The organism is Thermodesulfobacteriota bacterium (genome assembly GCA_035325995.1).
Taxonomy (GTDB): Bacteria; Desulfobacterota_D; UBA1144; order Nemesobacterales; family UBA2774; genus JADLGH01.
Genome location: DAOKYU010000002.1, coordinates 38,793 through 63,061, shown reverse-complemented (window position 1 = coordinate 63,061; position 24,269 = coordinate 38,793). Strand labels below are relative to the sequence as shown.

The following is a 24,269-nucleotide window of genomic DNA, read 5'->3' as shown; positions in this document are numbered from 1 at the left end:
ATTGTCTAGGAGAGCTCTTGTCATCGGTTCCGACAGGGATTACTGCTACGTAATCAAGGAATTCCTGGAGTTAAGAGAGTTATATACCACCGTGGTCCTGAACTACAAGGACGGCCTCGACAGGCTGTTCTACGAGAAGCCCGACCTCGCGGTTCTGGAGCTCATAGACCAGGAGCTGAGCCCGGCTCTTCTCACGTCCCTCAAGTCCTCGAACGATTTCGAGACGTTCGATTTCGCGGCCGGCGGCGCTCCCGCACCGGGGCGAAGGCCCATCCTGATATTCGACGACAAGAACCGCCTGACATCCCTCTTCGACTTCATCAAGCAGAACTATTCAGAGAAGACCCCCAAGAAAGAGCCCGCGAACACCGAGAGCGAAGGCAGCATGGGGTCTACCTTCTTCCCCTGCATCCTCGCCGACATATACGAGAAGAAAAAGACGGGGATACTTTCGATAAAGTCGAACTCCAATCTCGACGTCTACTTCACGGGCGGCGTTCCGACGTTCGCCGAGGGCGGCGACGTCGAAACCGCCATAGGGCGCATACTCCTCGACAGGGGTAAGATCGACCGCGAGAGCTACGAAAAGGCGATAGACATTTCCGCAAGCACCGACCGGAAATTCGGGGAGATACTCTTCGGCATGGGCATCACATCCCCCCACGAGCTCAACAGCTACCTCGAGCTCCAGATAGAAGAGAAAATACTCCGGGGGTTTTATTACCTCCAGGGCAGGTACGAATTCAAAGAGGGCGCGAATTCGCCCGGCGAGGCCGTATCGTATCAGCTGAGTCTCCCCCGGCTCGTATACGAAGGGATAAAAAGATACGTCGACGTCGAGGACCTCGTGGGCAGAAACCCCCTCGTCGAGGTCAAGCCCAGGCTTAAATCGGAAGTCGGCAGCCTCGGGCTCAAGCCCAAAGAGCTCAGATTCGTACAGCTTTTAAAACCGAGGGCGCATTTAAGGGAAGTGCTCGAATCCTCGCGCCTCGAAAAGGACGAGACGCTTAAGCTCCTCTACTTCCTATCGCTTTTCAGGCTCCTCTCCATACCGGGCCTGGCAGTGGACAGGGTAGGACGGGCTTCGATCGAAAAGAGGCTCAGCGAAATGGAGCCCGAAAGGGACGCCGCCATGGCGGACATCGCCGCCGAAGAGGCTTCACACGCGGCCGGGACGGAAGAAGCGGCGGACGTCACGCTGGAGACTCCCCCCGGCACGGCCGAAGAGGAGATGGAGGAAAAGGTCTGGGAGATCGAAACGGACGATCCGCCCGAAGACGCCGGAGATACGGACGACTTCGCCCCCGGCCTCGAGGACAGACCGCCCGGACCCGGCGAAAGCGATCTGCCGACCGGGGACAATTGGGAGGAGCTGTCCCTCGATACGGAGCTCGATTCCGGAATGGAGCCCGGGCTCTCGCTCGAAGAGACATCCGAAACGAACGAAGCCCCGGAACCCGGGGAAGAAGACCCTCTCTCCGGTATAAAAGACCTCCTTCTCGACCTGCCGGACGACGACGAAAAGCCCTCCGGGGAAGCTTCCGGCGGCTGGAAGCCCTTTCAGAACGACGAGTCGCCGATGCCGTGGGAGGTGGAGAACGAAGAGGTTCCCATAGAATCGATATCGATGGAGTCCGAGGGCGAAGAGACGGGAGAGGTCTTCGAAATCGAAACCGGCCCCTCGGCCAGCGAAACGGAGCCGGGGCCAACGCCCGGCGAGGCCCTTGAAACGAGTGAGCCTCCGGATACGAGCGAGGCCACGGAGGCCGGGGAAGAGCGGAAAGAAGAGAAGGTATGGGAGATCGATTTCAGCTCTTTCGACGAGCCGGAAGAGAGCGCCGCGGGAGAAGAGCCAGGCTCCGGCGAGGCGGGCTTCGAGAGCGCCTTCTACCTCGAAGAAGACGAGACCGGGACGGCCCCCACGGAGCCCGGGGCGAAAGACGCCGCCCCGTCCGGCGAGGCCGGGGGCGCCGGCGCCCGGGACCCGTTCCATTCCTCCGTCGAGCCCGGCACCGCCGAGCCCGAGCCCGAGCTCGTCCTCGACTTCGACAGGGACGCCGCGCGCGAGGAGAACGAGGAAGCCGAAGAAAAACCGGCCGACGAGCCGTTCGAGCACAACTGGGGCATCCCCGAAAAGGGCGCGGGCGACGTTTTCACCGAGCGCGTCAACAGCTTTTACGAAGGGCTCGATTCGAAGGACCATTACGAGATACTGGGCATAGAAAAAGGCTCCAAGGGCGAGGAGATACGCGACGCTTACTACAAGCTCGTAAAGAACTATCATCCCGACGTCCACCCGGGCGCCGACCACGATACGAGGCTAAAGGCCGAAGAGATATTCACGCGCATCACGTCGGCCTACGAAACCCTCTCCCAGAGCGACAAGAGGGAGGAATACGACTCGCAGGAAGAGCTCGCCGACCTCAAGAACCAGGCCAAGTACATATACGAGGCCGAAATGGCGTTTAAAAAGGGCATAACGCTCCTCATACAGCGCGACTACGCCGAGGCGGAAAAGAATATACGCGAGGCCGTCAGTATGAATCCCGAGGAGGCGGCCTACGTGGGCGCCCACGGGTGGACGAGGTATCTCGCCGCCGAAAACAAGTCGAACGTGCTCGGGGAATCGATAAAAGAGCTCGAAAAGGCGATCAGGATGAACGGGAAGATACCGGAGAACCACTACTATCTCGGGTCCATCTACAAACACCAGAACGACCTCAAGAACGCCGAAAAATGCTTTCAGAAGGCCATAGAGATCGAGCCCGATTACATCGAGGCCAAAAGAGAGCTCAGGCTCATAAACACCCGCAAATCCAGCGCGAGGAACGAAAAAAAGCCCGAAAAGAAGTTCTGGTCGAGCCTCTTCAAGAGGTAGCCGGCCCTGCGCCGCCCTTTCGCCCGCCGCGATTTTCCCCGGCGGGTTATTTACTTTTGCCCCGGTTTTGATTATCTTGAACGAGACTCCTTGCAATGAAAATAAAGTCACTGGAAATATCCGGCTTTAAATCCTTCTACGATAAGACGCGTATCCACTTCGACCACGAGCTCAATGCGATCGTGGGGCCGAACGGCTGCGGCAAGTCGAATATCATAGACGCCATAAGATGGATCCTGGGCGAGCAGAACCCGCGCCAGCTCCGTGCGAACGTCATGGAAGAGATTATCTCGAACGGGAGCGAGTTTTTAAAGCCCCTCGGCATGGCAGAAGTGTCGCTCGTGATGGAGAGGGTGCCCAATTACAACTTCGAGCAGGTCGAGATAAAGCGCCGCGTGTTCCGCTCGGGCGAGAACGAGTATTACCTTAACGGCGTCCAGTGCAGGCTCAAGGACATAACCGACATATTCATAGACACCGGCTCGGGCGCGAGGGCATTCTCGATTATCGGACAGGGCCGTGTGGACCAGCTCATCACGGCCAAGCCCGAGGACAAGAGGACGGTCATAGAAGAGGTCGCCGGTATAAGGAAATACAAGCTCAGGCGGCGCGAAACCGAAACCCGCATCAAGACCACGCGCGAGAACCTCTCCCGCGTCAAGGACATGACGAACGAGGTCAAGCGGCAGATGGAAACCCTGAGCCTCCAGGCCAAACAGGCGGCCGAGTTCAGGGAGCTTTCCGAGGAAGCCCGGGTCCTCGAATACCGCATCCTGCGCGCGAAGACCCGGAAGCTCGAAGTCAGGAGGCGGAAGGTGCTCGCCGAAAAGGCTACGCTCGACCGCCACGTCTCGGAAGCCGAGGCCGAAATCCTCCAGGCAGCCGGGGTGCAGAAGGCGCTCGGACAGCGAGCGCACGAATCCGAGGAAGCGCTCAGGAACCTCGAGGAAGCCATATTCAGGACAAGGACCGAGCTTAACCAGAAGATATCCTCCCAGGAGCTCATAAAAACCGAGATATCCAACATCGACAGGTTCATCGAAAAGATCGAGAGCGAGACCGGGCTCATGACGAACGAGCGCGTCAGCCTCCTCTCCGAGCTCGACGCCAAGAAGGCAGCCCTGGAAGAAGTGCGTGAAGCTCTCAGGATAGGCCGCGAGGACATAGCCGGAAGCGAGGAAAAGCTCGCGGCCGTAAAGGCGGGCTTCGCCGAGATAAGGACCGAGCACAGGGAGATAAGAGACTCCCTCTTCAAGACCCTCGACGAGTACAGCTCGCTCAAGGGCGCGGCGCTCGGATACGAAAAGGAGCTGAAGGAGCTTTACTCCAAGAAGGAATCCATAGACGGTGAAATAGCCGAGGCCGGCGAGGAGAAGGAACACCTCGTCTCGGAAATCTCGCGTACGGAACGGATACTCGCCGACTACGAAGCCCGTAAGGCCGGGATAAGAGAGAAGAAAGAAGAGCTCACCCTGGCCATGGGGTCCGCCCGCGAGGAAAGGGCCCGGCACGCCGCCGAAAACGAATCGGCGCGCGAGGAGCTCAAGGAAAACGCGTCGCGGCTCAACGCGCTAAACCAGATAGAAATAAATTACGAATGGCTCCCCGAGGGCATAAGGGATTTCATACTCGAAAACAAGGGGAACGGCGTCCTCGGCACCGTGTCGGACTTTATATCGGCCTTCGAGGGCTACGAAAGGGCGGTCGAATCGGCCCTCGGCGAAAAGATAAAGTGGATAGTCGTCGGCGGACACAACGAGGCCGTCCGCGCCGTCGGGGCGCTCCGCGAAAGGTCTCTCGGGCGCGGGACGTTCATACCGGGCGGGATGCAGAACGGCGCGGGGCACGGAAGCCCGCTCCCCGACTGCAAGGCCCTCTCCGAGCTCGTCGAGCTCGGCCCGGACGGCCCCGAATCCGTAAGGGAAATGCTGAAGAGCATATACCTCGTCCCCACGCTCGGCCGGGCGGTCGAGCTCAGGACGTCGGCCCCTGAAAACGCCTCTTTCGTTACGGCCGAGGGCGACTACATGCACCCGGGCGGCGCCGTCTCGGGCGGCACTGCGCAGCCGGGCGTCCTCGAAAGGAAGCGCGAGATAGAGAACTTGAAATCCTCCGTCGCGGCCCTTCAGAAATTCATAGACGCGAAGACGGCCGGGATAGAGGGCCTCGACGCCCGTATCGAAGGGCTCGACGCCGACATAAAGAGCCGCCAGGCGGAGCTCGTCGGGCTCGACATAAAAGAGGCCGAGACGCGTAAGGACGTACACAACTTCAAGAACAACCTCGAAAAGCTCGAAAAGAGGATCGAGATAATAAACCGCGTCCTCGCCGAAACGTCCATGGAGACGGACAAGAAGCTCGCCCTCATGGAAGAGACGCGGAAGAAGATAGAGAAGCTCGACGCCGAGAAGGCCGTTTTGGAGCAGAGGTTCGGCGACGTCGAGGCCCGGATAAAGAGCGCCGAGGACGAGGAGCGCGCCATAGAGCACGAGATAGCCGACAAGAAAGTCAGCCGCGCCTCGCTCATGCAGAAGGAAACGGGCGTCACCGAAGACATCGCCGGGCTCGAAAGGCGCGTCGCGGCCATAGACAGGCGTTTAGAGCTCGAATCGCAGGGCATCGAGGAGAAAAAGCTCGAAAAGCTGAGATTCATCGACAGGGACAAGAGCACCGTAGACGAGATAGAAGAGATAAAGAAGGCGCTTTCCGAGAGCGAAGGAAGGCTCGGGAAGATGCGGGACGACAGGGCCGCGATACTCGCCGAGCTGAGAGCCGCCGAGGAGAAGCGCGAGGCCGTGAACGCCCGGCTCTCCGAGCTCAGGATAAAGAACAACTCTTTAGAGCTCGACTTGAACGGCCTCCAGATCGAGATCGAGAACATATCCGAGGCAATGAGAAGGAGCAGCTTCGCCACGACCGGCTCAGAGGAAATCCCGGCAGAGCCCGAGGACACGGACGAAGAGGAGATCAACCTTTCCGCCGAGGAGCCCCGCCTCAGGAAGCTCCAGGCCCAGATCGAGAAATTCGGCCCGGTGAACCTCCTCGCGCCCGAGGAGTACGGGAAGCTCGAAGAGAGGTACCAGTTCTTAAACGAGCAGATGGACGACCTCCTCCAGGCTATTTCGTCCCTCGGAAAGGCCATAAGCAAAATAGACAAGGAATCCGAGAAGAGGTTCTCCGAGACGTTCGAGATAATGAACACGAAGTTCCAGGAGATATTCAGCAGGCTCTTCAAAGGCGGCGAAGGAAAGCTCGTTCTCACGGACCCCGAAAACATGCTCGAATCGGGCGTCGAGGTCATGGTGAGGCCGAAGGGGAAGAAATTCCAGTCGATCACGCTCCTCTCGGGCGGCGAAAAGGCCCTTTCGGCTATCGCGCTCATAATCGCGGCGTGCCTCATAAAACCGGCGCCGTTCCTCCTTTTCGACGAGATAGACGCCCCTCTCGACGACAGGAACACGTCCTACTTCCTCGAGCTCGTAAAGGAAATCGACGACCATTCGCAGGTCATCCTCATCACTCACAACAAGAAAACCATGCAGGAAGTAAACTCGCTCATAGGCATAACGTCCAACAAAACCGGCACGTCCACGGTCGTTTCCGTGGACCTCACCTGACCTCGCCCCGCGCGTAAAAGTCCTATATACACCTTCCACCGGCGGTTAGATTAATTTGTGATAGGGGGTTTTTACACATATACTTTTATATTTTCTCAGGGTAACCCGGAGGTTTATTACAAGAAATGATTTCATACATAATGAAGAAAATAATAGGCTCCCAGAACGACAGGGAAATAAGAAGGCTGGCCGGCCTTCTCAACCCGGTCGTCGAGCACGAAAACGATTACAGGGAGCTTTCCAACAGGGATTTTCAGGAAAAGACGCAGGGTTTTCAGGAAAGGGTCAGGAACACCCTTAACGGCAGCGGCGAGTCGCCCGACGACGCGGCGTTCAAAAGGCTCGAAGACGAGCTCCTGGGGATCATGCCCGAGGCGTTCGCCCTCGCGCGCGAGGCGTCGCGGAGGACGCTCGGCATGCGCCCCTTCGACGTCCAGCTCATAGGCGGCCTCGTGCTTCACATGGGGCGCATCGCCGAAATGAAAACGGGCGAGGGTAAAACCCTCGTGGCCGCCCTGCCGCTTTACCTGAACGGGCTTACCGGGCTGGGCGCGCACCTCGTCACCGTAAACGACTACCTCGCCCGGCGCGACGCGACGTGGATGGGGCCCATATACAAGCTCCTCGGTATAGACGTCGGCGTCATAAACCACGAGATATCCTACCTCGTCGAATGGGAAGACCCGGCCCGCGCCGAGAAAGCCATCGAGAAGAACCAGAGCGTGTGGCCGAACGAATACAGGGACATGGAGATACCGCCCGAAAGGAACCTCGACGTCCTGGCCGCCTTCAAGACGAGGCTCGTCGAGTGCACGCGTAAGGAAGCCTACAGGGCGCACGTCACCTATGGCACGAACAACGAGTTCGGCTTCGACTACCTCCGCGACAACATGAAGTTCTCGCTCAGCGACTACGTCCAGCGCGAGCACAACTTCGCGATAGTCGACGAGGTGGATAGCATCCTCATCGACGAGGCTAGGACGCCGCTCATCATATCCGGCCCTTCCGAGGACTCGACCCAGCTCTACTACGACATAAACGGCGTCGTCAAGAACCTCAAAAACGAGGTCGATTTCACGCTCGACGAAAAGACCCGCCAGGTAACGCCTACCGAAGAGGGCTCGAACAAGGTCGAGCGCGCGCTGGGCGTCAGCAACGTCTACGACCCGGCCAACATCGAGCTCCTCCATCACGTCATACAGGGCCTACGGGCGCACAACCTCTTTCACCGCGACGTCGATTACATGGTAAAGGACGGCAAGGTCATAATCGTAGACGAGTTCACCGGAAGGCTCATGCCCGGGAGGAGATGGAGCGACGGGCTCCACCAGGCGATAGAGGCCAAGGAAGGGGTCGAAATCGAGAACGAGAACCAGACCCTCGCCACGATAACGATCCAGAACTATTTCCGCATGTACAGGAAGCTCGCCGGCATGACAGGTACGGCGGATACGGAGGCTTTCGAGTTCAAGAACATCTACAACCTCGACGTGAACGTCATCCCCACCAACAGGCCGATGGTCAGGGTGGACAGGAACGACCTCATATATAAATCCGAGCGCGAGAAGTTCGACGCCGTCGCCGGCGAGATACAGGAACAGCACGAGAAGGGCCGCCCTATACTCGTCGGCACGACCTCCATAGAAAAGTCCGAGAGGCTGAGCAAGCTCCTCGAAAAGCAGCGTATCCCGCACAAGGTGCTCAACGCCAAGCAGCACGAGAACGAGGCCGAGATCGTGGCCCAGGCGGGGAGGATAGGCTCCGTCACGATAGCGACCAACATGGCCGGGCGAGGCACCGACATCATACTCGGCGGGAACCACGATTCCCTCGCGAGGAGCATACTCAAAAAGAACTTCCAGGCGGAGCCGCAGGACGCCGAGCCCGAGCAGTTCGAGTCCGCCATGCTCGAGGCCAAGGCCATTTGCGAGGACGAGAAGAAGCGCGTCCTCGACCTCGGCGGTCTTCACATCATAGGCACCGAAAGGCACGAATCCCGAAGGATAGACAACCAGCTCAGGGGAAGGTCCGGAAGACAGGGCGACCCGGGCTCGTCCACGTTCTTCGTTTCGCTCGAAGACGACCTCATGCGAATCTTCGCCTCGGAGACAATTACGAAAATCATGGACAAGCTCGGATGGGAGGAAGGCGAGCCCATCGAGCACAAGATGATAACCCGCTCCATCGAAAACGCGCAGAAGAAGGTCGAGGGGCGGAACTTCGATATCCGAAAGCACCTCCTCGATTACGACGACGTCCTCAACAGGCAGCGCGAGGTCGTGTACAGGAAGCGGAGGGAATTCCTCGCCGGCGGCGACAACCTCAAGGAAAACCTCTACGAGATGGCCGACGATATAATCGAGGTGCTCGTGGCCGAGACGATCCCCGAAAAGGGCGTGCCGGACGACGAAGCGCTCGAAGAGCTTAGAGAAGCCGTCAAGAGCACGTTCAACATCGACGTCCCGGTTTCCGAGCTCACCGCGAACGGCGAGCGACGGAGCCTGATAGCCGAAGCGATAGGCGATAAGGCGAGGGCTTTCTACGAGGCCAAGGAAGAGGAGTTCGGCCCCGAGATGATGCGGCAGATAGAGCGCTACATAATGCTCCAGACCCTCGACTACCTCTGGAAGGACCACCTCCTCAGCATGGACCATCTGCGTGAGGGCATAGGACTCCGCGGCTACGCCCAGAAGGACCCGCTCCAGGAATACAAGCGCGAGGGTTACGACATGTTCACCGGACTCATGGAGCGGCTCGGGAACGACATATGCGAAAAGCTCTTCCGCGTACAGCCCGTGAGCGAGACAGACATGGAAAGGCTCGAAAGGAGGAGGCGCGCCGAACAGCAGCACATGACGCTGAGCCGGGGCGAGGAAGAGGGAGAGAAGAAAAAGCAGCCCGTCAGGAACACCGCCAAGGTCGGAAGGAACGACCCGTGCCCGTGCGGCAGCGGCAAGAAGTACAAGAAGTGCTGCGGCGCCAACGCCTAGGATTCGTTTTGGACTCACTCGAATTCACGGAAAGGATAAAGAGCCTCGAAAAAAACATCGGCGGCGTCGTTAGGGGGAAGCCCCGCATAGTGAAGACGGCAGTCATCGCCCTTCTGTCCCGCTCGCACATGCTGATAGAGGACGTCCCCGGTGTGGGGAAGACGACCCTCGCCCAGGCCCTCGCGAGGTCCACCGAGCTCTCGTTCAAGCGCATACAGTTCACGAGCGACCTCCTGCCGTCCGACATCCTCGGCGTCTCTGTCCTCGACCGGCAAGCGGGGGATTTCAAGTTCAAGCCCGGGCCCGTATTCGCGAATATAGTCCTCGCCGACGAGATAAACAGGGCGACACCGAAGACACAGAGCGCGCTCCTCGAAGCTATGAACGAGGCCCGCGTGACGATAGACGGCGTCGAGTACACGCTGCCCGCGCCGTTCATGGTAATCGCGACGCAGAACCCCTTTGAGTACAAGGGCACGTTCCCTCTCCCCGAAAACCAGCTCGACAGGTTCGCCGTCAGGATAAGCATCGGCTACCCCGACCCCGAGAGCGAAAAGGAGATACTCTCGTCCTTCGGCCCTACGAACACCTGGAGCGATATACGCCCGGTCATATCGAGGGACGACATCCTCGCCCTCCAGGTCATGTCCGAAAAGGTCAGGCTCGACGATTCCATACTCGACTACATACTCGCGATAATAAGCGAAACGAGGAACCGGAAGCTGTTCACGCTCGGGGTCAGCCCGAGGGGGGCCATAGCGCTCAAGAGCGCGGCCCAGGCGCATGCGCTCACGGACGGAAGGACGTACTGCATCCCCGACGACGTGAAGGAAATGGCCGTCCCCGTGCTGGCGCATCGCGTAGTCCTGAGAGACGAGCGCATCGGCGGGCAGGGCGGAGAGGAAGAGACGATAGAGGAAGTTCTCAGGAACGTTCCCGTGCCGGTCTGACCACGGCCGAACCCAACTCGTGGTAAACTATATGTACGCCGGACGCCGGTTCTTTCGGGACCCTGCGTCTTTAACGGAGGCAAAAAATGAATCCCAACAGAAGAATATTTTTCTACCAGGGAGGGAGCCAGGGCAAGCCGCCTGCATACCTCCTCCCCCTGGCCATTATCATAGGGCTAGCCTTATTCGCACTACTCGCTATTTTCGGACTCGTAATCGGCATAGCCATAGGCATCGCCGTAATAGTATTCGGCGCGGCGAGGTTCGTCTCGTCGTTCGGAAAAAAGAAGAAAAAAGTCCACACCACGCAGGAAAACGGCAGGACGACTATAATCCTGGATACCGAGGACTACGAGGTAATAGAAAAGAAAAAGGGCTCCTGAGACGGACCCTTACGACAGCCCGTCTATCTCCTTTGCGAGATTGAAATCCTTTTCAGTAAGCCCCCCGGCGCTGTGGGTCGAAAGCGTAAGGGTAACGTTCCTGTACTGAATCAGTATGTCGGGATGATGGTCGGCCTTCTCGGCCAGGACCGCGACCTCGTTCACGAAGCCGACGGCCTCGACGAAGTTTTTGAGCTTAAAGGCCTTGACGATTTCTTTTCCCTTGAGCTCCCATCCCGAAAGCCCCCCGAGCCCCTCGGCTATCTCTTTTTCATTTAGCAGCGGCATAACTTCACCTCCCTTTTCACAAGACTAATTAACGGCGGCTGGATAGTCAAAGGAATCTCGATTAACATTACCCCGTGGCCAGGGCCTGGATAAGCATTGGATCGAACCTCGGAGACAGGACGGCGAACTGCATGCTCGCGGTGTCGATGCTGTCCGCGTTCGCGCGGGTGGCGGCCGTCTCGTCGGCTTACGAGACGGAGCCCGTCGGCCCGAAGGACCAGCCCGATTTCATCAACTGCGCCGCCTGTATAGAAACGAACCTCCCGCCGGAAGAGCTCCTCGCCGAGCTCCAGTCGATCGAGGACACGCTCGGGCGCGTCAGGAGCGGTAGGTGGAGGGAAAGATCGATCGACCTCGACATCGTATTCTACGGCGGGCTCATAATTAACACGGACGCGCTCACCATACCCCATCCCCGCGCGCACCTCCGGCGCTTCGTCCTGGAGCCGCTGGCGGAGATTAGCCCCGGGCTCGTCCACCCCGTCCTCGGGGCCACGGTGTCGGGGCTCCTCGGCATGCTCGAAGACGGGGAGAAGGTCGTTAAAACAGCCCCGCCGTCTGCAATTTTTCCACAGAAGCCCACAGGTTATTAACAGGCGCGCTTTTGTTGCCCGCAAAATTATCCACCGATCCATGCACAGGCTTTTTTCAGTATATGCATTTATCGGCGGAGAGTTACGAAGTATTTTAGGCTCAGAGGGTTAAAGACTGTGGATAATTTTCTCGCGTCGAGAGGCATGTTATCCACAGCCGCGGACAGCGTCCGCAGGCACCCGCTTCCGCCATCCTTATAGTTTGTCATTCCCAACGATTTCGAACGAGTGAGAAATCGGACGCCGCTGATTTATTACACAAACGCTTATCCGGTACCGAGCGAGACCTGCCTATACATCGGGAATCCAGCACGCCACGCGTGCATGAATCCGACGTCGCGGCGCACAGCCGCGACACCACCCTTCCGTCATTCTGAACTTGTTTCAGAATCTCATCTTTTACTTTGTCATCTCGAACAACGGTTTCGAGCAAGCGAGGAATCAGACGCCGTTCCCAATGTTTGTCATTCCCAACGGTGCCGAGCGAGTGCAGGAACCGGAAGCCCTCTCTTATCTTCTCAGCTATCTTCTCAACGTGAATCCAGTACCGGTACCGGACCCAAATCAAAGTAAAACAGGGGGATTTATTTTTGTGGATGTATTTAATTCCCAATACATCCTCCTCAAATCTCCACCTTGCCGCGTGCCCACGCTAACCCTTCCCCGCGGCAAAAGACTTCGCCGATTCGAGCGTGTTCCATAGCAGCATGGATATCGTCATCGGCCCTACCCCGCCCGGGACGGGCGTGATCCAGGACGCCTTTTCCTTTACTGCCTCGAAGTCCACGTCCCCGGCGAGCTTCCCCTGCTCGTTACGGTTGATGCCGACGTCTATGACGACGGCCCCTTCCTTCACCATGTCGGCCGTGATGAAGCTCGCGCGCCCGATGGCCGCCACGAGTATGTCGGCCCGCCTCGTGACCTCACCGAGGTCCCTCGTCCTCGAATGACAGATAGTCACCGTCGCGTGCGAATGGAGGAGGAGTATCGCCACCGGCTTTCCGACAATGTTGCTCCTCCCGACGACCACGGCCTCCTTCCCCTTGACGTCTATATTGTAGTATTCGAGCATCTTCATTATCCCGTGCGGCGTGCACGAGATGAACCTCGGATGCCCCTCGACGAGGAGGCCGACGTTATAGGGATGGAACCCGTCCACGTCCTTGAGAGGCGTGACGGCCCGGAGTATGCTCGTTTCGTTTATGTGGCCGGGGAGAGGGAGCTGTACGAGTATGCCGTGGATCTTGTCGTCCGCGTTCAGCTTTTCGACGAGCGCGAGGAGCTCCTCCCCGGTCGTCTCTTTCGGGAGCCTGTGCTCCTCGGAATACATGCCCGCGTCCTCGCACGCCTTCCGCTTGTTCCTTACGTATATCTCCGACGCCGGGTCGTCCCCGACGAGGACCGCAGCGAGCCCTGGGACTATCCCCGCGGATTCCGAAAGCTCCTTCACGCCGTCGGCGACCTGCTTCCTCACGTGCGCCGATACGGCCTTTCCGTCAATTATCTCAGCCATGGCCAGCTATTCTCCTTCTTCCGTTTTCCAAAAGTGATTTAATGGACCGTTCCCCGAGCCGAGCGTGAAAGACCTTTCTATCGCCCCGGTCACGTACTCCTTCGCGGCCCTTACCGCTTCTACGGGAGACGCTCCTTTCGCCAGGCACGCGCATACGGCAGCCGAGAACGTGCAGCCCGTCCCGTGCGTGTTCTTCGTGTCCACCCTCGGCGACTTGAGCTCGAAAAACCCCTCGCCGTCCAAAAATATGTCCACCGCGTCCGGCTCGCCCGCGAGGTGCCCGCCCTTTACGACGACGCATTCCGGGCCGAGCTCCCTTATCGCCAGCGCGGCGTCCTTCATTGCAGCGACCGAGTCTATGCGGAGCCCCGTGATTACCTCGGCCTCGGGGATGTTCGGGGTTATCACGCGCACCAGCCCGAAGAGATCCTTCTTGATGGCCTCGCGCGCCGCGCTTTCCATGAGGACCGAGCCGCCCTTGGACACCATCACCGGGTCGAGGACGACGTTCCCCTGCCCGTGCTCGCGGAGCTTCCGGGCGACGACCGAGACTATACCGGCATTGGACAGCATCCCTATCTTGACGGCGTCGGCCCCTATGTCGGACAGGACGGCGTCGATCTGGAGCCCCACGAATTCCGGCGGAAGGTCGTTTATGGCGAGCACCGAAACGGTGTTCTGCGCCGTCACGGACGTGACGACGGACATCCCGTACACGCCCAGCGCCGTAAAGGTCTTGAGGTCGGCCTGGATGCCCGCGCCGCCCCCCGAATCGGACCCTGCTATCGTAAGTGCCCTTGCCGGAAATTGCCCCACGCGGATTTATTCTACTAAGCTTTCCGGCGGTTTACAAACGCCATTCGCCCGGCTGGACTAAAAATTTTTTAAATGTAATATATAGTCTGCTAAAAATCGCAGAGGAGACTAAGTCATGGCACAGATCACTGAAAACGATGAGGTTCTATTCCCTGAACTCTTTAAAGTCGAAGGCTCGGGCGAGGTAAGGCTCGTCGCCGGATACTCGAAGGAAGCCGACAACTGGACCTTCCCGAAATACCTTGCCGACCCGGTCAGCTTCTCGGACGACGTCGAGGAAAAGCTCCTCAGCCCGTTCGGCGAGCTCCATTCCTTCACCGTGGTAAGAAGGAGCCTCCCGGAATTCCCGGTTCCGTATGCTCTCGCCCTGGTTGACTTCCCCGAGGGCGTAAGGGTCATGGCGCAGGTCGAGACGGACGATCCCGAGGGGCTCAAGATCGGGCAGAAAATGGGAGTGACCGTGGGCACGGTAAAGAAGTCCCAGGACGGAAAGGACGTGAAGTCGTACAAGTTCTACCCCGTAAAGTAAACCTCCGGCAGTCCGAAGCATATTACAGCCAGAAACGTCCCGCCCTGCGTATCCTGCGCAGGGCCCGAGCGTGATTGCGCCCTGCCCGAATATCCCCCGGAGCGCCAAGGCGGGGTCGAGCCCAAAATTTAATATTTACTTTTATGTATTTATCGTATATGCTGGAATTATAACGACTAATATTATAGTCAGCCCGATGAGAACTCCCCTCTTCATAGTCCTGTTTCTTACAGGATTCGTCATCACCGGCAAAGACGTATCCGCTGTAAACACCGAAAACGTCTATTCGGAAGAGAAGTCCTACACCGAACGGCCCGCGGGCGGCAACGAGATACTGGCCGTGGACGTTTCCAAGTCCGACCTCCGCCTCGACCTCCTCGGCACTGTGGTGAACGGCAACATATCGAAGGCCCTCGTCAAGAACCCGGTAACGGGGGAGATAGCCAACTACGTCGCGGGCGAAGTGCTCGATCTCGTCTACAACGAGACGGTCAGGGTCGTCGAAGTCGCCAACTGCGTGGTCCTGCTCGAAAGGGCGAGCGGCATGATCGAGACGATAGAGTGCAACAACAAAATGCCCACCGTGGTCTTCACGGGCCCGGCCGCGCTGGCCAAATACAGGATAGTCCGGCCTGGCGAAAAGGAAGATGCATTCGCCCTCTCGGCTAATTTCTCGTCCGACTACGACAACGAAATCATGACCGCGAGCGTAAAGCACGACGTGGACCCCTACCTCGTAAAGGCCGTCATAAAGGCCGAGTCCAACTTTAACCCGAACGCAGTATCGCCGAAGAACGCCCAGGGCATGATGCAGCTCATCCCGGCGACGGCCAGCGACTACGGCGTCGACGACCCCTTCGACCCCATCTCCAACATAGAAGGCGGGGTGAGGTACCTGAAAGACCTGATGGAATATTTCGACGGGGACATGAAGCTCTCTCTCGCGGCTTACAACGCCGGGAAGGGCGCCGTCATAAAGCACGGATTCACCATCCCCCCCTACCCCGAAACGACGGACTACATAACGAAGGTGCTCGGGTACTACAAGATAATGAAGACGAAGAACTATGTCTCGAAAAACTGACCGCCGCGGCGATAAAAAAGGCAGCGAAAATGAGACACCCGTTTAAATTCCGAACGCCGGCAACTTCGGGCGGGGGGCCTTCTTCCGGGTATTACGAGGAATTTTGCGGGCTTACACACGGCTGATTTGACAAAATGCTATTTTCATCTAGAATACTAAATTCACTAAACAATTTTTTGAGGGCCCATAGCTCAGTTGGTTAGAGCGACGGACTCATAATCCGTTGGTCCCTGGTTCGAGTCCGGGTGGGCCCACACATTAAGCCTTTGTTTTTTGACTCAAGATGGAAGTCGAGATAATACATAACCTCGCAATAACAGCCTCGACCCAAGTCCCCGCTATAGTACAACCCTTATACATTCCATTTATTCCACTCAGGATCAAACCCACTAAAAGAAGGAGAAAAAGATGAGGGAACAGCTCGTCGTTCTCGATACGCTCCAGCGCATTGATTTGGAGCTGAGCAAGCTGGAACGGAATTTAAACGACTATCCAAAGAAAATTTCGGATTTCGAATCAGAATTGGAAACCGTTAAAAAGCGCCTCGAAGGCCTGCAGGGCGAAAGCCAGACACTCCAGAAGGAAAAAGCCAACCTGGAGCTCGAAGTTTCAAGCAACGAAGATCTCATCAAGAAAGCCGAGCAAAAGCTCTTCGAAATCAAGACCCACAAAGAATACGAAGCCCTTCAGAAAGAAATAGCCGACACGAAAAGAAGAAACCTGGAGATCGAAGACAAGGTCCTCGAGCATATGGCCAGGCTAGAGCAGGTCGAGGCCGAGATAGCCACCGGCAAGGAAGACCTCGCCGCCAAGGAAGCCGAATACGGCGAGAAGATAAGCGAATACAAGGAAAAGCTCGAAGAGATAAAGAGCCTCTACGAGCCGAAGAAAGAAGAGAAGGAAAAAATAGCGTCCCGCATCAGCCCCGAGCTCATGCCCATATACAAGAAAATCAGCAAGAGAAACGGCGGCGTGATCGCGCTGGCGAAGGCCGAAGTCTGCACGGGATGCAACATGAAGATACCGTCCCAGCTTTTCAACGAGGTGCTCACACACACACGGTTCATACAGTGCCCCAACTGCCAGAAAATCCTCTACACGGAAGACGAACTCAATAGTGCCGCAACGCCAGAATAGCCTGCCTTTCAAAGACGGCTCCGGCGCGCGCGTGGATATATTCATCGACGGCGCGGCAAGGGGCAATCCGGGCGAATCCGGCATCGGCGTCTTCATCACCGAGGGCGGGAAAACCCTCCGCGAGATAAAGAAGTACCTCGGCACGGCCACCAACAACCAGGCCGAATACACGGCGCTGATCACGGCCCTCGAATCCGTAAAAGACCTTAAAAACAGGCAAATCCGGATATTTACAGACTCCATGCTGCTCGCGAACCAGATAAACGGCCTCTGGAAGGTGAAGCACCCCGGCATCGCCGAGCTTCACAAAAAGGCCAAAAATCTCCTGAAAGAGTACGCATCCGTATCCATCAGCCACGTCAGGCGCGAGTACAACCGCGAGGCCGACAGACTTGCGAACGAGGCTATCGATGAATATCTTTAAGCAGTAGAAGCAAGCAGGCCGGGCAGCCGCCGGCGTGCGCTTTCGGGCGCGTGCCGGAGGAAAGTCCGAACTCCAGAGGGCAGAGCGCTGGGTAACGCCCAGGTGCCGCGAGGCAACGGAAAGTGCAACAGAAAACATACCGCCAACGCCCTTCTCACGGAGGGCACGGTAAGGGTGAAAAGGTAGTGTAAGAGACTACCGCGCCGGCCGGTGACGGCTGGCGGCATTGTAAACCCCGCTCGGTGAAAGACAAAATAGGGAAGCGCTTTTCCTCGTGAAAAATATGGCGGCCCGTCGAAGCTTCCGGGTATGTCGCTAGAGGCGTTCAGTAATGAACGTCCCAGATGAATGGCTGCTCAAGACAGAATTCGGCTTACAGGCAGGCTTGCTTCTACCCCTTAAAGATAACCCTCACGAACTCCTTCTTGCCTATCCGGAGCTCGACCTCGTCCCTTACGGGCGCGTGGGCGTTCGCGTCGGTGAGCTTCTCGCCGTCCGCGCTCACCCCGCCCTGCGCTATGAGCCTCTTGGCCTCCTTCCGGCTGGGGACCTTCTGCGAGGCCCTGACGACGAGGTCGAGGACGGTGATGTTCTCGCCGGCGGAAAGGACGAGCTCGCGCGCGTCATCGGGGAACTGCCTGTCCGAGAACTTCGTATCGAAGTCCTCCGCCGCGGCCTTTGCGTTTTCGTCCCCGTGGAGCCACGCGGTGAGCTCCCTCGCGAGCGACCTCTTCGCATCCATCGGGTGCCCCTTTTTAAGCGCCTCGATCTCCTCTTCCGGCCTTCTCGTCAGAAGCTCGTAGTAGAGCCACATCACGTCGTCCGGGAGTGACATGACCTTTCCGTACATATCGACCGCCGTGTCGTCGACGGCTATGTAGTTGCCGTACGATTTCGACATCTTCCTGACGCCGTCGAGCCCGGGGAGTATCGGCAGCAGTATCGCTATCTGCGGCTCCTGCCCGAAGTGCTTCTGGAGCTGCCGCCCGAGGAGTATGTTGAACGTCTGGTCCGTCCCGCCGAACTCGACGTCCGACTTCATGTGCACCGAGTCGTACGCCTGTATGAGCGGATACATGAACTCGCTTATGTATATCGACGTCCCCGCGGCGTAGCGCTTGCTGAAGTCGTCCCTTTCCAGCATGCGGGCGACGGTTTCGAGCGTCGAGAGGCGGATGAGGTCGGCGGCGCTAAGCTTCCCTAGCCAGTCGGAATTGAAAACGACCTCCGTCTTCTCCCGGTCGAGTATCTTGAACACCTGCCTCTCGTACGTCCGGGCGTTGGCCCCGACCTCGTCCTCGCTTAGCGCGGGGCGCGTTTCCGAGCGCCCGGAAGGGTCGCCTATCATCGCGGTGAAGTCGCCGATGAGGAAGAGGACAGTGTGCCCGAGGTCCTGAAAATCACGGAGCTTCCGGAGAAGGACGCAGTGCCCGAGGTGAAGGTCCGGGGCCGTCGGGTCGAACCCCGCCTTTATCCTGAGCGGCGTATTCTTTTCGGCGGATTTTTTCAGCTTCGCCAAAAGCTCCGCTTCGGAGATTATATCGCTCGTCCCTCGTTTTATTGTCGAAAGCTGTGATTCGGGGTCCTGAAAGCTCAAAACTATTACGCTCCTGTTAAAAGATTATTATCGGTATACCGAAAAAAATATCCGTGTACGGACAAGTCGCTCAAGAATATAGAATATCAGGGGGCTTAGTCAATCCCCGGAGTAAACCGGGCCGCGGCAGGAACCGTCCTCGCAATATCACACTCCCCGAAATATCGGATAAAATAAACGCCGTGACTTACGAGATCGGAGGAAAGATACCCCGCCTCATAATATCCGCCGAAGAGATACGCGCGCGAATAAAGGAGATAGGAAGGGAGCTCACCGCCGCCTACGGGGGGAAGAATCCCATCGTCGTCGGAATCCTGAAGGGCTCGTTCATCTTCCTCGCCGACCTCGTCAGGGAGATGGACTGCGAGGTCGAAATAGATTTCGTCCAGACGTCGAGCTACAGGGAGGGCATGTCGCCCGGCGCGCTCGAGCTCCTCATGGGCCCGTCCATACAGCCTTCGGGAAGGCACGTCATCCTCGTCGAAGACCTTCTCGACACCGGGGTCACGAGCAGCTTCGTGCAAAGACTGCTGCTGTCGAAAAACCCGGCGTCCTTCGCCCTCTGTGCGCTCGTGGACAAAAAGGAAAGGCGCGAGGTTCCGATAGAAGCGGACTACGCCGGGTTCGCGTTGGAGCATGGCTTCATCGTCGGCTTCGGCACCGACTACGCAGAGGCCGGGAGGAACCTCCCCGGTATCTACGTCCTCGAATGACCCTGCCCCGGCGCCTGATATACTTACCGGGATAGGTATAATTAATCCCGTACCTTACGATTACAGAGCGAAAGAGCACAACGGAGAACACGATGAGTTTACGCGAGCAGATTCCGCAGGACTTGAAAGACGCCCTCAGGAGCAAGAACAGCCTAGAGCTGTCTGTCCTGAGGATGCTGGAGGCCGCGATAAAGAACAGGGAAATCGAGAACCAGAAGCAGGCTCTCAGCGACGAGCAGGTTATAGGCGTCGTCTCCGCCGAGATAAAGAAGCGGCGCGACGCCGCCGCCGAGTTCGAGAAGGTGAACAGGCAGGAAGCGGCCGACGCCGAGAAGAAGGAAATAGAAGTCCTCATGAAATACATGCCCGCCCAGATGAGCGAAGACGAGATACGGGCCGAGGTCGTAAAGGCCGTCGGCGAGTCCGGCGCCGCCGGGATAAAGGACCTCGGCAAGGTGATGAAGCTCGTCATCCCCGCGGTCAGGGGCAAGGCCGACGGAAACCTCGTCAACAGTATCGTACGGGAAGAGCTCGAAAAGCTCGGCTAGCGGCGGCGCGTCGTTTCGAGCGCTCGTGGAATGCGGGCGGACGGAAACGGCGGCGCGCGAAAAATCACCGAACCAACAGGAGGCAATCATGGCGGAAACGGCGAAGCATCTCAAAACAGGCTCCGAAGGCGTCACGTGGGACCTCTCGGACCTCTACTCGGGGCTCGGCGACGAGCGGATAGAGAGGGACCTCTCGGCGCTCATCACGAAATCCCGCGCCTACGAGAAGAAATACAGGGGCAGGATAAATTCCCGCTCCATCACTGCCGGGGCGCTCTTAAAGGCGACGAAGGAGCTCGAGGCCCTGAGCGAGCTCTCGGGGAGGCTCCTCTCCTTCGCCTATCTCGTATTCGCCGCCGACACCGGGAAGCCCGAGCACGGCGCGTTCCTCCAGAAGATACAGGAGAAGGCGACCGAGGCGAGAAAGCACCTTCTCTTTTTCGAATTGGAGCTCGTGGCGATTCCCGAAACCAGGATGAAGAAGCTCCTCGCCGACGAGAAGCTCGACCACTACCGCCACTTCCTGGAGCAGGAGAGGCGCTACAAGCCCCACAGGCTGACGGAGCCCGAGGAGAAGATACTCGACGAGAAGGCCAACACGGGGTCCCGAGCGTTCAGGCGGCTCTTCGACGAGGTGCTCAACAACGTCCGTTTCACGGTCAGGCTCAAGGGCAAGGTAAAGGAGCTCTCCGAGACCGAGACCCTGGCGCTCCTCTACGATCCCGACCGCGAGAAGAGAAAGGCCGGCGCCGAGGGGCTGACGAAAGGGCTCCTAGACAACGCGCACGTCCTCACGTTCATATTCAACACACTCGTACAGGACCACTACGTCAACGACCGCCTGAGGGCTTTCACCGACCCGATGCAGTCGCGGCACCTCGACAACGAGATCGACGCCGAAACGGTCGGGGCGCTCATGACGTCCTGCGAGAAGAACTACGACATGGTCGAGACTTATTACAAGCTCAAGAAAAAGCTCCTCGGCCTTAAAGAATTTTACGACTACGACCGCTACGCCCCCGTGTTCAGCGAATCGAAGACCATAAGATACGACAAGGGACGAGACGTCATACTATCCTCGTTCGGCGATTTCTCGCCCAGGGTGGCGCGCATAGCGAAGGAGTTTTTCGACAAGAATTGGATAGACGCCGAGCTCCGCGACGGGAAGCGGGGCGGGGCGTTCAGCCACGGCACCGTCCCGGGCGCTCACCCCTACGTCTTCATGAACTATACGGGCAGGCTCCGCGACGTGATGACGCTCGCCCACGAGCTCGGCCACGGAGTGCATCAGTACCTCTCGCGCAGGCAGGGCTACTTCCAGTCGAACACCCCGCTGACGACAGCCGAGACTGCGAGCGTCTTCGCCGAAATGCTCGTCTTCCACAAGCTCGCCGAAACGGAAGAGGACCCGAAGACGAGGCTCGCGCTTATCTGCAGCAAGCTCGAAGACATATTCGCGACGGTGTTCAGGCAGGTAGTGCTGACGCGCTTCGAGGAAAGCCTCCATGCGGCCAGGAGGACGAAAGGCGAGCTCACGCAGGACGACGTAAACGAGCTCTGGGCCAATGCCAACCAGCCGATGTTCGGAAAGTCCGTAAAGCTGACGAATAACTACAGGGTCTGGTGGATGTACATACCGCACTTCATACACTCGCCCTTTTACTGCTACGCCTATTCCTTCGGCGAGCTGCTCGTGCTCGCGCTCTACAACATGTATCTGAACGAGGGCAACAGGTTCGTGCCGAGATATATCGAGCTCCTGTCCTCGGGAGGGAGCGAGTCGCCCGACGTACTCCTCGAAAGGGTCGGAGTGGACATAAAAGACCCCGGGTTCTGGCAGGGCGGGCTCGACCTTCTGAGGGTCATGGTGGACCAGGCGATAGACCTGTCCGGCCAGGTGCTGAAATCCGGAAAGCGGAGGAAGTAAGGACCGGTTATTCGGGAACGGCTAGTTGTTCCTCTGCGAAAGGACGTAGTGCAGCACGTCGCTCAGCTTTTCCATCTCGTAGGGCTTGGGCAGGACGCCCTTAAACCCGTACTTCTCGTACTTTTCGAGTATCGGGTCGCTCGAATACCCGCTCGACACTATGGCCTTCACCTCGGGATCGAACCTGAGGAGCTTTTCTATGGCCTCCTTTCCGCCCATGCCGCCGGGAACCGTGAGGTCCATTATAACGGTATCGAAAGGCTTCCCCTCCTGCTTGGCGCTCTTGTAGGCCCGGAGGAGCTCGCCGCCGTCCCTGGCGAATTCGACCTCGTATCCGATGTGCGCGAGCATCTCCCCCGCCGCCTCGCGCACTTCCATCTTGTCGTCCATTATAAGAACCCTGCCGCTCCCCCGCTTGATAACCGCGTTGATTTTCGATTCCGTCGTCACCGTATCCCCCTTCGCCGGAAGATATACGTAGAATTTCGTCCCGACGTGCAGCTCGGATTCCACCGTTATATATCCCCCGTGGTTCTTTATTATCGAGTACGAAGTCGCAAGACCAAGCCCGCTGCCCGACTGCTTCGTCGTAAAGTAGGGATCGAATATACGCGATGTGTATTCCCTGGGTATTCCGATCCCCTGGTCCGCAATGGTCGTTTTTACGTAATACCCCTCGGTGAGCGGTATCCCCTTTTCGTTCTTCGCATCCACGTTTTCGATCGTTATGGTTATCTTCCCGTCGTTCGTCATGGCCTGTGCGGCGTTTATTATCAAGTTGCTTATGACCTGGCTTATCTGCGCCTCGTCGGCCTCGACCGCCCACACCTTGTCGTTGACGACGAACTGGAAATCGACGTTCGACCCGCTCATGGTAAAAGCGGCCGTATCCCTTATCACCTTTTCGAGGTTCGTAGTTTCCTTGTTTTCGAGCGACTTGCCCTTCGAGAACGTCAGGAGCTGTGAAGACAAATCCCTGGCCTTGTGACAGGCGCGGAGCGCTTCCAGGAGCCTCTGCTTCACCTTGCCGTCGGAGATGTCGGGAAGCGAGCTCAGCGAGATATTCCCCATGATGGACGTGAGGAGGTTGTTGAAGTCGTGCGCGACGCCGCCCGCCAGGACCCCGATGGATTCCAGCTTCTGGACCTTGAGCAGCTCCTCTTCGAGCTTTTTCAGCTCGGTGATGTCCCTGAAGACCAGGACGACGCCGATGATTATGCCGTCCCTGTCCCTTATGGGAGAGCTGCTCGCCGAAACGTACCGGCATCCTTCCCTTTGCTTCGTGACGAGAACCGTGCCGCTTTCGAGGCCGACGACGCTGTTGGCCCTTATAGCCTTGCTGACGGGGTTCTCTTTTATCTCGCCCGTCTCGACGTTGACTATGAAGAACACCTCGTCTATGAACCTTCCGACGGCCTCCGTGCGGAGCCACCCCGTCAGCCTTTCGGCGATGCCGTTTATGAGCACCACCCTGCCCCCGGTGTCCGTAGCTATGACGCCGTCCCCTATGGAGCTGAGAGTCACGGCGAGGCGCTCTTTTTCCTCGAAGAGCTCGCGCTCGATTCTTTTCCTGTGGTTGATTTCCTTCTGCCTCTCGAGCGCGTACCTTATCGAACGCGTGACCTGGTCCTTGTCCACCTCGCCCTTGACGAGGTAATCCTGCGCCCCGAGCTGGACCGCCTTAACGGCGCTGTCTTCGTCGGCGACCGCGGTGAGAGCTATTACGGGTATCCCCGGAAAATTGCTGTGGATCTTTTTAAAGGTATCGAGGCCGCCCGAGTCCGGCAGCAAAAGATCGAGCAGTATAAGGTCCGCCGGCTTTTCTTCGAGCATCTCTATCCCCTCGACGAGCGTCCCGGCGGTTCTGGTGTTGAATTGTATATGTTCCGCATTCCTGAGGTTCCTGACGACGAGCTTCGCGTAGCTCTCGTTATCCTCAATCAGCAGTAATTCTACAGGCAACGCAGTCATGTATATCTACCCTCTCCCTTCCGTATTGAATACCCCCCAACCGCTAATCAAATGTCACCAAAACATATTTGCAAGAATCATACCACCCGAATTTCCCATTCCCTAACCATTTTAAAACAAAAACTATTTGGGGAGCCTTGTGCAATATTTGCACGCCGGGCAATTACAAATTCCGTAACATTCGTGCCGCAAAATGACAAACTTTTACCCGTAGCGGAAGAGCAATCATTAATAATGGAGACGGTTGAGTAAGATTGAGAAAGTCCGTGAGAAATACCGGAGTGAGAAACTCGGGGGAGAAACGGGGTTAA

Annotated in this window: 18 protein-coding genes, 1 tRNA gene and 1 other RNA gene; 15 read left to right on the top strand and 5 right to left on the bottom strand. The window is 57.8% G+C overall.

What is annotated here, in order from left to right; genetic code table 11:
• Window position 1 precedes the first annotated feature (1 nt).
• The 5 genes from PKC29_03155 (at window position 2) to PKC29_03135 (ending at window position 10,818) form a co-directional block, all read left to right on the top strand.
• Window positions 2-2,878, top strand: coding sequence for a DnaJ domain-containing protein (locus tag PKC29_03155; protein ID HML94409.1), 2,877 nt, complete (start codon window positions 2-4; stop codon window positions 2,876-2,878).
• 95 nt (window positions 2,879-2,973) lie between these two features.
• Window positions 2,974-6,495 carry a chromosome segregation protein SMC gene (smc, locus tag PKC29_03150; GenBank protein HML94408.1) on the top strand — a complete coding sequence of 1,174 codons (3,522 nt, stop codon included), beginning with the start codon at window positions 2,974-2,976 and terminating at the stop codon, window positions 6,493-6,495.
• Between the two features lie 140 nt (window positions 6,496-6,635).
• Window positions 6,636-9,485: a preprotein translocase subunit SecA gene (gene secA, locus PKC29_03145; protein ID HML94407.1), complete on the top strand. Its 2,850-nt coding sequence runs from the start codon at window positions 6,636-6,638 to the stop codon at window positions 9,483-9,485.
• An 8-nt stretch (window positions 9,486-9,493) separates the two neighbouring features.
• On the top strand, window positions 9,494-10,435 hold the full coding sequence (locus PKC29_03140; protein HML94406.1) for a MoxR family ATPase: 942 nt from the start codon (window positions 9,494-9,496) through the stop codon (window positions 10,433-10,435).
• Window positions 10,436-10,521: 86 nt separating this feature from the next.
• Window positions 10,522-10,818, top strand: a complete 297-nt coding sequence (locus tag PKC29_03135) for a DUF308 domain-containing protein (protein ID HML94405.1) — start codon at window positions 10,522-10,524, stop codon at window positions 10,816-10,818.
• A 9-nt stretch (window positions 10,819-10,827) separates the two neighbouring features.
• On the opposite strand, the gene PKC29_03130 is transcribed toward PKC29_03135, so the two are convergent.
• Entirely contained in the window at window positions 10,828-11,106 is a 279-nt protein-coding gene (locus tag PKC29_03130) for a 4a-hydroxytetrahydrobiopterin dehydratase (GenBank protein ID HML94404.1), read from the bottom strand.
• A gap of 74 nt (window positions 11,107-11,180) precedes the next feature.
• Between PKC29_03130 and folK the strand changes: the two genes are divergently transcribed.
• Entirely contained in the window at window positions 11,181-11,699 is a 519-nt protein-coding gene (gene folK / locus PKC29_03125; protein ID HML94403.1) for a 2-amino-4-hydroxy-6-hydroxymethyldihydropteridine diphosphokinase, read from the top strand.
• A gap of 652 nt (window positions 11,700-12,351) precedes the next feature.
• Here the strand turns inward: folK and folD are convergent.
• The gene (gene folD / locus PKC29_03120) at window positions 12,352-13,212 is read right to left on the bottom strand and encodes a bifunctional methylenetetrahydrofolate dehydrogenase/methenyltetrahydrofolate cyclohydrolase FolD (protein HML94402.1); all 861 of its coding nucleotides are present in this window, start codon (window positions 13,210-13,212) and stop codon (window positions 12,352-12,354) included.
• Between the two features lie 6 nt (window positions 13,213-13,218).
• Window positions 13,219-14,028, bottom strand: a complete 810-nt coding sequence (gene thiD / locus PKC29_03115) for a bifunctional hydroxymethylpyrimidine kinase/phosphomethylpyrimidine kinase (GenBank protein HML94401.1) — start codon at window positions 14,026-14,028, stop codon at window positions 13,219-13,221.
• Window positions 14,029-14,143: 115 nt separating this feature from the next.
• Here thiD and PKC29_03110 point away from each other — a divergent pair, with 115 nt between their 5' ends.
• The 6 genes from PKC29_03110 to rnpB all read left to right on the top strand — a co-directional run bounded on the left by PKC29_03110 (window position 14,144) and on the right by rnpB (window position 17,594).
• On the top strand, window positions 14,144-14,557 hold the full coding sequence (locus PKC29_03110) for an OB-fold domain-containing protein (GenBank protein HML94400.1): 414 nt from the start codon (window positions 14,144-14,146) through the stop codon (window positions 14,555-14,557).
• 196 nt (window positions 14,558-14,753) lie between these two features.
• Window positions 14,754-15,641, top strand: coding sequence for a lytic transglycosylase domain-containing protein (locus tag PKC29_03105; GenBank protein HML94399.1), 888 nt, complete (start codon window positions 14,754-14,756; stop codon window positions 15,639-15,641).
• A gap of 180 nt (window positions 15,642-15,821) precedes the next feature.
• Window positions 15,822-15,895, top strand: a tRNA-Ile gene (locus PKC29_03100).
• A 154-nt stretch (window positions 15,896-16,049) separates the two neighbouring features.
• On the top strand, window positions 16,050-16,778 hold the full coding sequence (locus PKC29_03095; protein HML94398.1) for a C4-type zinc ribbon domain-containing protein: 729 nt from the start codon (window positions 16,050-16,052) through the stop codon (window positions 16,776-16,778).
• A complete protein-coding gene (locus PKC29_03090) occupies window positions 16,759-17,202 on the top strand; it encodes a ribonuclease HI family protein (GenBank protein HML94397.1) in 444 nt (147 codons plus the stop codon). Before PKC29_03095 ends, PKC29_03090 begins: the two co-directional genes overlap by 20 nt.
• Before the next feature lie 10 nt (window positions 17,203-17,212).
• An RNA gene (gene rnpB / locus PKC29_03085) (RNase P RNA component class A) lies at window positions 17,213-17,594 on the top strand.
• Here the strand turns inward: rnpB and tyrS are convergent.
• Window positions 17,594-18,799 carry a tyrosine--tRNA ligase gene (gene tyrS / locus PKC29_03080; protein HML94396.1) on the bottom strand — a complete coding sequence of 402 codons (1,206 nt, stop codon included), beginning with the start codon at window positions 18,797-18,799 and terminating at the stop codon, window positions 17,594-17,596. The genes rnpB and tyrS overlap by 1 nt on opposite strands.
• A 182-nt stretch (window positions 18,800-18,981) precedes the next feature.
• Between tyrS and hpt the strand changes: the two genes are divergently transcribed.
• From hpt to PKC29_03065, 3 genes are all read left to right on the top strand, one after another.
• On the top strand, window positions 18,982-19,512 hold the full coding sequence (hpt, locus tag PKC29_03075) for a hypoxanthine phosphoribosyltransferase (protein ID HML94395.1): 531 nt from the start codon (window positions 18,982-18,984) through the stop codon (window positions 19,510-19,512).
• Window positions 19,513-19,604: 92 nt separating this feature from the next.
• Window positions 19,605-20,060 (top strand): GatB/YqeY domain-containing protein, encoded by a 456-nt coding sequence (locus PKC29_03070; protein ID HML94394.1) that lies wholly within the window; start codon window positions 19,605-19,607, stop codon window positions 20,058-20,060.
• Between the two features lie 88 nt (window positions 20,061-20,148).
• Window positions 20,149-21,987: a M3 family oligoendopeptidase gene (locus tag PKC29_03065; GenBank protein ID HML94393.1), complete on the top strand. Its 1,839-nt coding sequence runs from the start codon at window positions 20,149-20,151 to the stop codon at window positions 21,985-21,987.
• Window positions 21,988-22,008: 21 nt separating this feature from the next.
• On the opposite strand, the gene PKC29_03060 is transcribed toward PKC29_03065, so the two are convergent.
• Entirely contained in the window at window positions 22,009-23,958 is a 1,950-nt protein-coding gene (locus PKC29_03060) for a response regulator (protein HML94392.1), read from the bottom strand.
• Window positions 23,959-24,269 lie beyond the last annotated feature (311 nt).